This is a genomic window from Demequina lignilytica, assembly GCF_030418305.1.
GTDB lineage: Bacteria > Actinomycetota > Actinomycetes > Actinomycetales > Demequinaceae > Demequina > Demequina lignilytica.
Window position 1 is genome coordinate 201474 of sequence record NZ_JAUHPX010000001.1, and the last position, 13593, is coordinate 215066.

10 protein-coding genes are annotated in these 13593 nt (G+C 72.0%); 3 read left to right on the forward strand and 7 right to left on the reverse strand.

The window, feature by feature from the left end; translation table 11 throughout:
- Nucleotides 1–144: 144 nt before the first annotated feature.
- The gene (gene aspS / locus QQX10_RS00935) at nt 145–1911 is read right to left on the reverse strand and encodes an aspartate--tRNA ligase (protein ID WP_301144312.1); all 1767 of its coding nucleotides are present in this window, start codon (nt 1909–1911) and stop codon (nt 145–147) included.
- Between the two features lie 56 nt (nt 1912–1967).
- Nucleotides 1968–3326 carry a histidine--tRNA ligase gene (gene hisS / locus QQX10_RS00940; RefSeq protein ID WP_301144313.1) on the reverse strand — a complete coding sequence of 453 codons (1359 nt, stop codon included), beginning with the start codon at nt 3324–3326 and terminating at the stop codon, nt 1968–1970.
- Nucleotides 3327–3393: 67 nt separating this feature from the next.
- On the opposite strand from hisS, the gene QQX10_RS00945 reads away from it, so the two are divergent.
- The 3 genes from QQX10_RS00945 (at nt 3394) to QQX10_RS00955 (ending at nt 6466) form a co-directional block, all read left to right on the forward strand.
- Nucleotides 3394–4221: a peptidylprolyl isomerase gene (locus QQX10_RS00945; RefSeq protein WP_301144314.1), complete on the forward strand. Its 828-nt coding sequence runs from the start codon at nt 3394–3396 to the stop codon at nt 4219–4221.
- Nucleotides 4218–5774 carry a DUF349 domain-containing protein gene (locus QQX10_RS00950; protein ID WP_301144315.1) on the forward strand — a complete coding sequence of 519 codons (1557 nt, stop codon included), beginning with the start codon at nt 4218–4220 and terminating at the stop codon, nt 5772–5774. Before QQX10_RS00945 ends, QQX10_RS00950 begins: the two co-directional genes overlap by 4 nt.
- A gap of 113 nt (nt 5775–5887) precedes the next feature.
- On the forward strand, nt 5888–6466 hold the full coding sequence (locus QQX10_RS00955; RefSeq protein ID WP_301144316.1) for a hypothetical protein: 579 nt from the start codon (nt 5888–5890) through the stop codon (nt 6464–6466).
- Here the strand turns inward: QQX10_RS00955 and QQX10_RS00960 are convergent.
- The 5 genes from QQX10_RS00960 to ruvA form a co-directional block, all read right to left on the reverse strand.
- On the reverse strand, nt 6424–8676 hold the full coding sequence (locus QQX10_RS00960) for a RelA/SpoT family protein (RefSeq protein ID WP_301144317.1): 2253 nt from the start codon (nt 8674–8676) through the stop codon (nt 6424–6426). The two genes, QQX10_RS00955 and QQX10_RS00960, sit on opposite strands and share 43 nt — an antisense overlap.
- A 160-nt stretch (nt 8677–8836) precedes the next feature.
- Nucleotides 8837–9925, reverse strand: coding sequence for a protein translocase subunit SecF (gene secF / locus QQX10_RS00965; protein ID WP_301144318.1), 1089 nt, complete (start codon nt 9923–9925; stop codon nt 8837–8839).
- Nucleotides 9922–11769 carry a protein translocase subunit SecD gene (gene secD / locus QQX10_RS00970; RefSeq protein WP_301144319.1) on the reverse strand — a complete coding sequence of 616 codons (1848 nt, stop codon included), beginning with the start codon at nt 11767–11769 and terminating at the stop codon, nt 9922–9924. Before secD ends, secF begins: the two co-directional genes overlap by 4 nt.
- Nucleotides 11770–11906: 137 nt before the next feature.
- Nucleotides 11907–12950 (reverse strand): Holliday junction branch migration DNA helicase RuvB, encoded by a 1044-nt coding sequence (gene ruvB, locus QQX10_RS00975; protein WP_301144320.1) that lies wholly within the window; start codon nt 12948–12950, stop codon nt 11907–11909.
- A complete protein-coding gene (gene ruvA / locus QQX10_RS00980; protein ID WP_301144321.1) occupies nt 12943–13545 on the reverse strand; it encodes a Holliday junction branch migration protein RuvA in 603 nt (200 codons plus the stop codon). The genes ruvB and ruvA overlap by 8 nt, the downstream gene beginning before the upstream one ends.
- Nucleotides 13546–13593 lie beyond the last annotated feature (48 nt).

A 13593-nucleotide genomic window follows, 5' to 3' on the forward strand; every position in this document is an offset into this window, starting at 1 on the left:
CAATGTACTCACCTCGTCGCCTCAGCCACCGCATCGTCCCGCTGCCGGGCGCATGGCGGGGCAGGCGTCGGCGCGCGCAGAGACGCTTCGAGCGCGGGACCCCCGGAGGGATCCCGCGCTCGTGGACGGCTGAGAGGCCTCGGCCTACGCCTCGGCCGGCTCCTCCTCGGGCACGAAGTCGACGCCCGCCTCGGCACGCTGCTCCGGCGTGATCGGCGCCGGAGCGGCGGTGAGCGGGTCGTATCCGCCGCCCGACTTCGGGAAGGCGATGACGTCGCGGATCGAGTCGGCCTTGGCCAGCAGCGCGGTGACGCGGTCCCAGCCGAGCGCGATGCCGCCGTGCGGCGGCGCGCCGAACTGGAAGGCGTCGAGGAGGAAGCCGAACTTCTCCTGCGCCTCCTCCTCGCCGATCCCCATCACGCGGAACACGCGCTCCTGCACGTCCTGGCGGTGGATACGGATCGAGCCGCCGCCGATCTCGTTGCCGTTGCAGACGATGTCGTAGGCGTAGGCGAGCGCCGGACCCGGGTCGGTGTCGAAGGTGTCCATGAACTCGGGCTTGGGGCTGGTGAACGCGTGGTGCACCGCGGTCCAGGCGGAGTGGCCGAGCGCGACGTCGTCGTCGTCCACGTCGACGGGCTTGAACAGCGGCGCGTCGACCACCCAGCAGAACTCGAAGCGGTCCTCGTCGATCAGGCCGACCCGCTTCGCGATCTCGTTCCGCGCGGCGCCGAGCAGCGCGCGCGACGCGCCGGTCCGGCCGGCCGCGAAGAAGATGCAGTCTCCGGGGTTGGCGCCCACGGCCTCCGCGAGCCCCGCGAGCTCGGACTCGGACAGGTTCTTCGCGACGGGGCCGCCGAGCGTGCCGTCCTCCTGCACCAGCACGTACGCGAGACCCTTGGCGCCGCGCTGCTTGGCCCACTCCTGCCACGCGTCGAGCGTCTTGCGGGGCTGCGAGGCGCCGCCGGGCATGACCACCGCGCCCACGTACTCCGCCTGGAACACCCGGAACGGGGTCTCCCCGAAGTACTCGGTCAGCTCGGTGAGCTCGAGGCCGAAGCGCAGGTCGGGCTTGTCGGAGCCGAACCGCGCCATCGCCTCCGCGAAGGTCAGGCGCGGGATCGGCAGCGGGACCTCGTAGCCGATGAGCGCCCACAGCTCCTTGACGAGCTCCTCGCCCAGCGCGATCACGTCGTCCTGGTCCACGAAGCTCATCTCGATGTCGAGCTGGGTGAACTCGGGCTGACGATCCGCACGGAAGTCCTCGTCGCGGTAGCAGCGGGCGATCTGGTAGTACCGCTCCATGCCGGCGACCATCAGCAGCTGCTTGAACAGCTGCGGCGACTGCGGCAGCGCGTACCAGGAGCCGGGCGACAGGCGCGCGGGCACCAGGAAGTCGCGGGCGCCCTCCGGGGTGGAGCGCGTCAGCGTGGGCGTCTCGATCTCGAGGAAGTCGTGGCGCTCGAGCACGCGGCGGGCGGCCTTGTTGACCTCGGACCGCAGCACGATGTTGGAGCGCGGCGCCGGGCGGCGCAGGTCGAGGTAGCGGTGCTTGAGGCGCGCCTCCTCGCCCACGGTGACGTGCTCGTCGATCGGGAACGGCGTCGGGGCCGACTCGTTGAGGATGGTGACGTCGCTGACCGCGACCTCGATCTCACCCGACGGCATGTTCGGGTTGGAGGAGCCCTCGGGCCGCAGACGGACCTCGCCGGTCACCTGGATGACGTACTCGGTGCGCAGCGCGTGCGCGACCTCCTCGCGGATCACGATCTGCGCGAGCCCCGAGGCGTCGCGCAGGTCGATGAAGGCGACACCGCCGTGATCGCGGCGGCGGCCCACCCAACCGGCGAGGGTGACGGTGGCGCCGGCGTCGGCGGCGCGCAGGTTTCCAGCGAGATGCGTGCGGAGCAAGGGCTTGCCTTTCTATCGCGCGAGGAGCGCGGGGGTTGTGAAGAGCGGGTACCAGTCTAGCCGCGGACGATGCGCGGCTTGAGGTCCTCGGTCGGGGGCGTCCAGGCGTCGGCGTCGGCGGGCACCTGATCGCCCGAGCGGATGTCCTTGACCTCGCCGTCACCACCGTCGCCGGGCGCCGGCGGGAACCACACGAACGGGATCCCACGACGGTCGGCGTACTGGATCTGCTTGCCGAACTTCGCGGCGTTGGGCGACACCTCGGTCGGGATGCCTCGCGTGCGCAGACGGTCGGCGAGCGCGGACGAGGCCGCACGGTGCTCCTCGTCGGTGACGGCCACCAGCACGGCCGACGGCACGGAACGGGTCGCGGTCGCGAGGTTCGCGCCGAGCATCCGGCTCACCAGCCGGCTGACGCCGATCGACATGCCGACTCCGGGGAACCCTCCACCGGCCACCAGGGAGTCGTAGCGACCGCCCGAGCAGATCGATCCCAGGTCCTCGTGGCCCTCGAGCACGGTCTCGTACACCGCGCCCGTGTAGTAGTCGAGCCCGCGCGCGATGCGCAGATCGGCGAGCGCGGTGTCGGGGACGGCGGCGTTCACGGCGTCGACCAGCGCCGCGAGCGACCGGGCGCCCCGATCGAAGTGCTCGCGAGCCTCGTCCGCGTCGTCCACGATCGGCGCGTGGTCCCACAGCGCCTCGACCAGGTCGACGAACGACCCGTCCGGCGTCTGGATCGCCGCGAGCTCGAGGATCGCACCGACGGCCTCGGGGCTCACGCCCTTGCCGTGCAGCTCCTCGCGCACGCCGTCCGCGCCGATCTTGTCGAGCTTGTCGACCGAGCGCAGCGCGCCGGCGACGTCGAGGATCCCGACGCCGCGGTAGAAGCCCTCGACCAGGGCACGGTTGTTGAGGTGCATCCGGGCCGGGGGCAGCGGCAGCTCGCGCAGCGCGCGCGCCATCACGATAGCGACCTCCGCCTCGAGGTGCTCAGGGAGGCGGTCCCGCCCCACGACGTCGATGTCGGCCTGGTAGAACTCCCGGAAGCGCCCCTCCTGCGGCCGCTCGCCGCGCCAGACCTTCTGGATCTGGAAGCGGCGGAACGGGAACTGGAGGCGCCCCTGGTTCTCCTCGACGTAGCGAGCGAACGGCACGGTGAGGTCGAAGTGCAGGCCCAGCTTGGCCTCGCGCCCGGCCTGCTCGTCGGCGTTGAGGCGCCCGATCGCGTAGATCTCCTTGGATGCCTCGGAGTCGCCCGCGAGCCGCTCGACCGGCTCGACGGCGCGGGTCTCGATCTCGCCGAAGCCGTGGAGGGCGAACACCTCCCGCAGCGTGGCCAGCACATGGGCCTCGACCAGCCGCTCCTGCGGGGTCCATTCGGGGAATCCGGACAGTGGTTGCACGCGAGCCATGCCGCCCATTGTCCCGTATCCGTGACCGTAGACTTGCGCGGGCAGTCGCGATCCAGGAGCAGAGACGATGACCACCAAGAAGCAGGCACGCGCGCAGGCCGCCAAGAAGCAGCAGCACTACGAGGCCCGCCGCGCCGCCAAGGAGGCGCGCAAGCAGCGGGTGATCCGGATCACCGCGATCCTGGTGATCGCCGGGCTGGTGCTGGGAGGCGGCCTGGCCGTGATCCTGGTGGCCCTTCAGGCCAACTCCAGCGACGCCTCGACCGCGGCCGCCTCCGAGCCGTCCGCCACCGCGACCTCCGGCACCTCCACCGACGACGCCGTCGACGTCGCCGACGGCGAGGAGATGACCGGCTGGGCCGTCTCGCCCGAGCCGCCCGACCCCGCGACCGCGGAGGGCGCGACCTGGACCGCCACGGTCTCGACCAACCAGGGTGACCTCGTCGTCGAGCTCGACGGCGCCGCGGCGCCCCAGGCCGTCGCATCGTTCCTCGCCCTCGCGGGAGACGGCTACTTCGACGGGACCGACTGCCACCGGCTGACGACCGCCGGGATCTACGTCCTCCAGTGCGGCGACCCCACCGGCACCGGCACGGGCGGCCCCGCCTACCGCTTCGGCCCCGTCGAGAACGCGCCGGCGGACGACGTCTACCCCGCCGGGACGCTGGCCATGGCCCGCGTCGGCGGCGACGGCGAGTCGATGGGCAGCCAGTTCTTCCTGGTCTACGAGGACTCGACCATCCCCGCGGACGCAGCCGGCGGCTACACCGTGTTCGGTCACGTGGTTGACGGACTGGATATTGTTGACCGTGTTGCCGCCGCAGGCACCATCACCGGGGACACCGACGGTCGCCCGGCCCTGTCCGTCATCGTGAACGAGGTATCCGTCTCATGACCGCTTCCGACGCCGAGAAGGCGCCGACCACCGAGGTTCCCGCGGGCGCGCCCGCGGAGACCGAGACCCCCACCGCCGAGGAGACCGCCGTCGAGGCGGTCGAGGCCGCGACCGAGGAGACGGAGGCCGCCTCGGACGAGGCGGCGGCGCCGGCTCCGGAGGCTGCCGAGGAGCCCGCCGCGGCGGCCCCGGTTCCCGCCGCCGCGCCCAAGCCGCGCGCCCCCAAGCCCGGCGTACCGAAGCCCGGCTCGTTCAAGGCGCCCTCACCCGTCGTCGTCGCGAAGCAGGCCACGCACCACGTGGTCGCGGTGCCCGTCGTCGCGGATGTCAGCGAGGAGCGCATGGAGGAGGCTCTCGCGCACGGCCTGGTCGAGGACGGCGTCGCCTACGTGATCGTCGACGACGAGCGCGTCGAGGTGGGTCCCGCAGCGGATGACGATGCGCTGCACGCCTACGCGGTCGCGTACTTCGAGCTCGAGGCGTCCGTCGAGCGGTTCCACGCCCGACTCGCCACCGCCGAGCTCGGCCCCAAGGACATCGACGAGACCCTCGCGCACCTCGACGCCGCCGTGTCGACGCCCGCCGTAATCGGCGATCTCGACCCCGTCAAGGCGCGGCTCGAGGAGATCCGCTCCGAGGCCGTGACGGTCCGCGACCGGATCCTGGAGGAGCGGCGCGTCGCCCGTGAGGAGGCGCTCGCCGCACGCGAGCAGATCGTCGCGACCGCCGAGGCGCTCGCCGCGAAGCCCGAGGGCCAGGTCCACTGGAAGAACGACACGGCGGAGCTGCGCGCCCTGCTCGACGCGTGGAAGGAGGCGCAGCGCGCCGGCGCCCGCATCCCCAAGGACGTCGAGCGTGAGCTTTGGAAGCGCTTCACCCACGCCCGCTCGGCCTTCGAGAAGGCTCGCAAGCACCACTTCGCCGAGCTCGACCGTGCCAACACCGACGTCGCCTCGCGCAAGGAGGCCCTGGTCGCCAAGGCCGAGGAGCTCGCGCAGACCACCGACTGGGACCGCGGCGCCCGTGGCTTCCGCGACCTGATGGGCGAGTGGCGCACCGCCGGCCGTGGCCGACGCAGCGTCGACGACGCGCTGTGGAAGAGGTTCCAGGCCGCCCAGGACTCGTTCTTCGAGGCCCGGCGCTCGGCGTCCGACGCCGAGGACGAGGCCCTGTCGGGCAACGTGGAGGGCAAGGAGGCCGCGGTCGTCGAGGCCGAGGCGCTCCTGCCGATCAAGGACCTGCAGGCCGTCAAGCAGGCGCTCCGCCCGCTCCAGGACCGCTTCGAGGCCGCCGGCCGCGTGCCGCGCGCGGACGCCGCCCGCCTAGCCAAGCGGATGGGTGCGGTCGAGAAGGCCGTCCGCGACGCCGAGGAGGCCGAGTGGGACCGCCGCAACCCGGAGAAGGAGGCCCGCAGCTCCGGCATGGCCACCCAGCTCCAGGCGTCGATCGCCTCCCTCGAGGAGGAGATCGCCGTGGCCAAGAAGGCGAAGAAGGACACCAAGAAGCTCGAGGACACGCTCGCCGCGCAGAAGTCGTGGCTCGACGTGCTCTGACCCGCAGCCGATCCCGCAGGGCCCCGTCCGCATGGGCGGGGCCCTGCGGCGTCTCGGGGCTGCTGTCCACAGGCCCACGCCCGCGGCCGCGGCGTGCCCGCATCATGGCAGGCATGCTGATCGTGACCCCCGCCCTGGTCGGGCGCCCCGCCCACGCACGCATGCTCCGCGACGGCACCATGCGTCCCTTCGCCCCCGGGGCCGCGCTGCCCGCGGACGTGCCCGACTCCCCCGGGCTGCGCGCACACCACGCGTCCTCGCGCGTGCCCGCCCACACCGTGCTCACGGGGACGGCGGCGCTCTGGGTCCACGGCATCGTCCCGACCGCCCCTCCCGAGTGGCACGTGGCGGGGCCCCGCGGTCTGCACCGCATCGTCGACCCGCTGCTCGTGTTCCACTCGGGGGTCACGGCGCGGCTGGGTGAGCCCCACGAGGGGTGCCGCGTGGCGCCCCCGGAACGTGCGTGCCTCGACGCCCTCCGCTGGGAGGACCTGGGCGACGCCATCGCCGTGACGATGCGCGCGCTCGACGTGGGCGCGGTGTCGGTCGCGGGGCTGCGCGCGTCACTCGGGCTCGACGGACCCCAGGGGTCGGGCTTCGCCCGCGTGCGCGCGTCGCTCGCCGCGATCATCCGCGCGCGCGACGCGGATCAGGCGGGACGCTTGGTGTTCGTGACGCGCCGCGCGTCGTAGACGCCGTCGATGCGGCGCACCGCGTTGAGGATCGCGCCCAGGTGCGACGGGTCCGCCATCTCGAACTGGAAGCTCGACATCGCGACCCGGTCGCGCGTGGTCGACACGTTGGCGGACAGGATGTTGACGTGATGGTCGGACAGCACGTGCGTGACGTCCGACAGGAGGCGGTTGCGGTCGAGCGCCTCGACCTCGATCTGCACCAGGAAGGTCCCGGAGTTCTCTCCGGTCCACTCGACGTCGATGAACCGCTCCTGCTGGCCGCGGAGCTGCTTGAGGTTGTCGCAGTCGGCGCGGTGCACCGAGACCCCCGCGCCGCGGGTGATGAAGCCCTGGATCGGGTCGCCGGGCACGGGAGTGCAGCAGCGGGCGAGCTTGACCACCACGTCGGTGAGGCCGTGGACGGACACGCCCACGTCGCCGCGGCGGGCGCGTGGCGGCACTCCCGGGCGGGCCATCTCCGTGATGTCCTCGTCCGCGCCCTCCTGGCCGCCGACCGCCTCGACCATCCGGCGCACCACGTCGGAGGCCTGCTCCTTGTGCTCGCCGATCGCCGCGTAGAGGCCGTCGACGTCCTCGTAGTGCATCTCCTTGGCGAGCGCGAGCAGCGTCGGGCGGCTCATCAGGCGCTGCATCGGCAGCTGCTGGCGGCGGATCGCGCGCGCCAGCATGTCGCGGCCGGCCTCGATGGACTCCTCGCGCCGCTCGCGCGTGAACCACTGGCGGATCTTGTTCTTCGCGCGCGTGGACTGCACGAAGTCGAGCCAGTCGCGCTTCGGGTGCGCGTTCTCGTCCGAGGTGGTGAGCACCTCGACCGTGTCGCCGTTCTCGAGCCGCGAGTCGAGCGGCACCAGCCGGCCGTTGACCTTGGCGCCGATGGTCTTGTGCCCCACCTCGGTGTGGACCGAGTAGGCGAAGTCGATCGGGGTCGCACCCTGCGGCAGGGACAGCAGCTTGCCGCGCGGGGTGAACACGTAGACCTCGGCGCGCGAGATCTCCCCGCGCAGGCTGTCGAGGAACTCGGTCGGGTCCGCGGTCTCCTGCTGCCAGTCCGCGATCTGCCGGAGCCAGCCCATGTCGCCCTGGCCGCCGGTCGACTCGCCGCCGGTCTTGGTGTTCTCCTTGTACCGCCAGTGCGCCGCGAGGCCGTACTCCGCACGGCGGTGCATGTCGTAGGTGCGGATCTGCAGCTCGACGGGCTTGCCGGTCGGTCCGATCACGGTGGTGTGAAGGGACTGGTACAGGTTGAACTTGGGCATCGCGATGTAGTCCTTGAACCGGCCCGGCACGGGCTGGTACCTGGCGTGCATCGCGCCCAGGACGGCGTAGCAGTCGCGAACCGTCTCGACCAGGATCCGGATCCCGACCAGGTCGTAGATGTCGTTGAGGTCGCGGCCTCGGACGATCATCTTCTGGTACACGCTGTAGTAGTGCTTGGGACGGCCGGTGACCTCGCCCTTGATGCGCATGGCGCGCAGGTCCTTCTCGATCTCCGCCCGCACCTGCGCGAGGTACTTCTCCCGCTCGGGCGCCCGCTCCGTCACCACCTGGACGATCTCCTGGTAGATCTTCGGGTACAGCGTCTGGAAGCTGAGGTCCTCGAGCTCCCACTTGATCGCGTTCAGCCCCATGCGGTGCGCGAGCGGCGCATAGATCTCGATGGTCTCCTGGGCCTTCTTGCGGGCCGACTCGGCCGAGACGTACTTCCAGGTGCGGGCGTTGTGGAGCCGGTCGCAGAGCTTCAGCAGCAGGACGCGGATGTCCTTCGCCATGGCGACGACCATCTTGCGCACGGTCTCCGCCTGCGCGGCGTCGCCGTAGGTGACCTTGTCGAGCTTGGTGACGCCGTCGACGATCATGGCGACCTCGTCGCCGAACTCGGCGCGCATCCGCTCGAGCGGGTACTCGGTGTCCTCGACCACGTCGTGCAGCAACGCGGCGGCGATCACGGAGTCCGGCATCCCCAGGTCCGCGATGATCTGCGCGACCGCGATCGGATGGGTGATGTACGGCTCGCCGCTCTTGCGCTTCTGGCCGCGGTGCTCCTTCTCCGCGACCTTGTACGCCTGCTCGATCAGCGTGGTGCGCCCGCGCGGGTACATGCGGCGGTACGTGTCGAGCACACCGTCGATCGCGCTGGTCTCCCTGGTGCCCCGGCGCAGGAAGCCGAGGGGCCCGAGGGTCCCGGTCGGGGGCCGGGTATCGGTCACGCGCACCTCCGAGACTCGTAGACGGTCAGTCTATCCAGGTGCGAGGGCACCCCGGAACGGCGCTATGGTCCCGGTTCGGGCCGCCGCCGGCCGGGACGCGGAACGGCCCGGCGGGTCGTCCCACCGGGCCGTCCGAGCGGCGGTCCCCCGCCGGCGCCTGCTACGCCTTGCGGTTCTTGCGGCGCGGCTGAGCGGACGAACCCTGATGCGCGCCCTTGTCCACGGCCCCGACACGCACCGAGCCGTCCGCCGCGATGGTGACGTCCGAGGAGCCGGACTCGCGCATGGCGAGCACCTTCTGGGTGTGCTCCTTGATCTTCGTCTCCGAGTCGCGCAGGGCGACCTCGGCCGGCGTCGCCACGAAGATCGACGAGTACGTGCCGACCGCCATGCCGACGAACAGCGCGAGCGCGATGTCCTGCAGCGTGCCCGCACCGAGCACGAAGGCGCCGATGAACAGGATCGCGCTGACGGGCAGAAGCGCCACGACCGAGGTGTTGATCGAGCGCACCAGCGTCTGGTTGAGCGCCAGGTTGGCGAGCTCGTCGTACGTGTACCGGTGCTGCGAGGTGAGGTTCGCGGTGTTCTCGCGCACCTTGTCGAACACCACGACCGTGTCGTAGAGCGAGTAGCCGAGGATGGTCAGGAAGCCGATCACGGACGCGGGCGTGACCTCGAAGCCGACGAGCGCGTACACGCCGACCGTGATGATGAGGTCGTGCGCCAGCGCGATCAGCGCCGCGGCCGCCATCCGCCACGCGCGGAAGTACAGCGACATCACCACGGTGACGAGGATCAGGAAGATGACGAGGCCCTGGACGGCCTTCTTGCCGACCTCGGCTCCCCACGTCGGGCCGATCTGCGTGAAGCTGACCGCCTCGGCGTCGACCTCGTACGCGTCCGCGAGCTCGGTGGTGAGCTCCCGGGCCGTCTCGGACTCGACCACGCCGATCTGGACGCGCACGTCGTTCTCGCCGAGGACGGTGATCCGCGCGGTGCCCTCGACGCCGGCGGCGTCGACCACCTCCTGCGCGATCGCGGTGTCCGGGTTCGGGGCGTCGGTGACGCGGAACTCGGTGCCGCCCGAGAAGTCGATGCCCGGGTTGAGCCCCTTGATCAGCAGCAGCGCGATCGAGGCGGCGATCAGCACCGCGGAGACCGCGAACCAGCGCTTGCGCTGCGGGACGATCGGGTAGACCTTCTCACCGGAGTGGAGGCTGTTGCCCCACTGGGCCAGGTTGAGCTTCATCGGTTCTCCTCCCCCTCGGTCGAGGCGGGGGTCGTCTCCTGCGCGTCGGCCTCCTTGGCCGCGGCGCGCTCGGCGGCCTTGCGCTCGGCGAGCGTGGGCTTGCTGCCCAGCACGACCTTGCCGCGGCCCTTGTACACCGTGTCACGGCCCAGCTGCCGCGGGTCCAGGCCCGACCACTGGTGACCGCCGCCGAAGAACGACGTCTTGGCGAGCAGCATCAGGATCGGGTGCGTGAACATGAACACGACGAGGATGTCGACGAGCGTCGTCAGTCCCAGCGTGAACGCGAAGCCGCGCACGCCGCCGACGGCGAGCACGTAGAGCACCACGGCCGCGAGGATGTTGATGGCGTCCGAGGCCAGGATGGTGCGACGGGCCCGACGCCAGCCGTGGTCGATCGCCGCCTGGAGCGAGCGTCCCTCGCGCAGCTCGTCGCGGACGCGCTCGAAGTAGACGATGAACGAGTCCGCGGTGACACCGATCGCCACGATCAGACCGGCGACACCGGCGAGCGACAGGCGGTACCCGATGGTCCACGACAGCAGCGCGATCAACGCGTAGGTGATGGTGCCCGCGATCGCGAGCGAGCCGACCGTCACCAGGCCGAGCGCGCGGTACTGGATGAGCGAGTAGATCACCACGAGCACCAGGCCGATCGCGCCGGCGATGAGGCCCTTCTCGAGCTGGTCGGCACCGAGCGTCGCGGAGATCTGCTCCTCCGACTGCACGGTCAGCGTGAGCGGCAGCGCACCGAACTTCAGCTGGTTCGCGAGCTGCTGCGCCGACTCCTGCGTGAAGGAGCCCGTGATGGAGGCCTGGCCGCCGGTGATGGTGGTCGACACGGACGGCGCGGAGATCACGACGCCGTCGAGCACCATCGCGAACTGGTTGCGCGGGGACTCCAGGTCCTTGATGCGCCCGGTGATGTCGGCGAAGATCGAGCCGCCGTCGTCGGTCAGCTCGAGGCGGACCTCGTAGCGGCCGGTGAGCGTGCCCTGCGAGCTCAGCTCGGGTCCGGAGGTCGCGGTGGCGACGTCGATGCCGGACATCTCCTGCGGGCCCAGAATGTACTTCGCGACGCCGGTCTGGTCGCAGACCACGGCGGCGGCGTCGGGATCCTGGGGCGCGACGCCCGAGAGGTTCTCCTCCGCGGTGCAGTCCAGCGCGTCGTACTCGGCCTGGACCTCGTCCGTCACCCACGAGAGGTCGGACGCCGAGACGGTGTCGGAGGTGGTCGCGTCGTCGGTCGCGGTCGCCTCAGGCGACGCGCTGGCGGAGGACGATGCGGCGGCCTCGGCGGTCGCGGACGCCGTCGGCTCCGCGGTGGCCTCGGCGTCGGACGATGCCGCTGCATCGTCCGTGGCGGAGGCGGACGGCTCGGGCGTCGCGGACGCGTCGGCCGACGCGCTGGCGGACGGCTCGGGCGTGGCGCTCGCCTCGGTCACCGGCAGCGGGCTGCCCACCACGAGCACAGGGCGGAACTCGAGCTGGGCGCTCTGGCGCACCAGGTCGACGGTCGCGGCATCGGGGTTGCCCGGCAGGGCCACCACGATGTTGTTGCCCTGCGTCGAGATCTCGGCCTCGGCCACGCCGGACGCGTCGATGCGTCGGCGGATGATCTCGACCGCCTGCTCGAGGTCCGCCTGGTCGATCTCCTGGTCCGAGCCCTCGGCGAGGGTCGGCGTCAGGATGATCTGGCGTCCTCCGGCCAGGTCCAGCGCCAGGGAGGGCGTCCACGACGCTCCACCCGTCAGGACGCCGACCGCCAGGAGGCCGTAGAGCCCCACGACGATGGCGCCCAGCCACACGAGCGCACGACGCGCCCCATTCTTCACACGTGCCACAGGTTTCCTCACGGTCTCGGCTCGTCATGAGCCCCGGGCGATTCTAGGCGGGTGGGGTCCCAGGCGTCGAATTGCGGCACGCGCGTGCGCGACATATCGAGGTCATCCCACGTGAGAGGCGGAGCGCGCGGACCCGCTCAGCCGAACAGCCGGCCGCCGGAGTCGCCGGCGACGGCCTCCGCCGGGGGCGCGAGGCCCAGGTGGTGCCACGCGTCGGCCGTCGCGATGCGTCCGCGCGGGGTGCGGCTCATCAGCCCCTCGCGCACCAGGAACGGCTCGGCGACCGTCTCGACCGTCTCCGTCTCCTCGCCCACGGTGACGGCGAGGGTGGACAGGCCGACCGGGCCGCCGGCGAACCGCAGGCACAGCGCCTTCAGCACCGCCCGGTCGAGGCGGTCCAGGCCGCGCTCGTCCACCTCGTACACGTCGAGCGCGGCCTGCGCGGCCTCCATGTCGCCGCGTCCCGAGCCGTGCACCTCCGCCCAGTCGCGCACGCGGCGCAGCAGGCGGTTCGCGATGCGCGGGGTGCCCCGGGAGCGGGACGCGATCTCATGGGCGGCGTCGTGGGCGATCGACAGGCCGAGCTTCGAGGCGGAGCGCACCACGATCGCGCGCAGCTCGTCGTCCTCGTAGAAGTCGAGGTGCCCGGTGAATCCGAAGCGGTCGCGCAGGGGCGCGGGAAGGAGGCCGGCGCGCGTGGTCGCCCCGACCACCGTGAACGGCGGCAGGCTCAGCGGGATCGAGGTGGCGCCGGGACCCTTGCCCACCACCACGTCCACCCGGAAGTCCTCCATCGCGAGGTAGAGCATCTCCTCGGCGGGCCGTGCGAGGCGGTGGATCTCGTCCAGGAACAGCACGTCGCCCTCGTCGAGCGAGGACAGGATGGCGGCGAGGTCGCCCGCGTGCTGGATCGCGGGGCCGGAGGTGACGCGCAGCGTGGTCCCGAGCTCGGCGGCGATGATCATCGCCAGCGTGGTCTTGCCCAGCCCGGGCGGGCCGGACAGGAGGACGTGGTCGGGCGGCGTGCCGCGGCCGACGGCGGCGCTCAGGACGAGCCCGAGCTGCTCCCGCACCACCCGCTGGCCGACGAACTCCTCGAGCGTCTCCGGCCGGAGCGCGGCCTCCTTGGACCGCTCGATCGCGTCCGCGTCCGCGTCGACCACCCGCGCCTCGTCATCCACGCGTGCCTCCCAGGTGCTTGAGGGCGGCCCGCAGGGTGGACCCCGCCTCCGCCGCCGCGACCTCGTCGGGCGCCACCGCGTCCACCGCGGCCTGCGCCTGCCTGGCCGCGTAGCCCAGCCCGACCAGCGCCTCGACCACCTCGCCGCGCGCGTCGGCCGCTGTCGCCGGCGCCCCCGCGGACGCGCCCGCCTCGGGCAGCACCAGCTTGCCGCCCAGCTCCAGCAGCAGGCGCGAGGCGACCTTGGGGCCGATCCCGGGCACCTTGGTCAGCGCCTTCTGATCGCCCGCGGCCACGGCCGACGCCAGCGCCTCGGGCGAGTGGACGGCGAGCATCGCGAGGGCGAGCTTCGCGCCGACCCCCTGCACCGACTGCAGCTGCTCGAACGTGTCCCGCTCCCCTGCGCTGAGGAACCCGAACAGGGTCATCGAGTCCTCGCGGACCACCATGTGCGTGTGGACCGTGACGTCGCGCCCCGCGTGGAGCTCGCCCAGCGAGGCGGGGGTCGCGAGGATGCGGTAGCCGACGCCGGCGACGTCCAGGATGACGGCGGACGCGCCCACGTGGGCGACGGTCCCGGTCAGCTGCGCGATCACCCGCGCCCCCCTCCCCGGCTCACGCCGATTCGAACACCTGTGCGAACA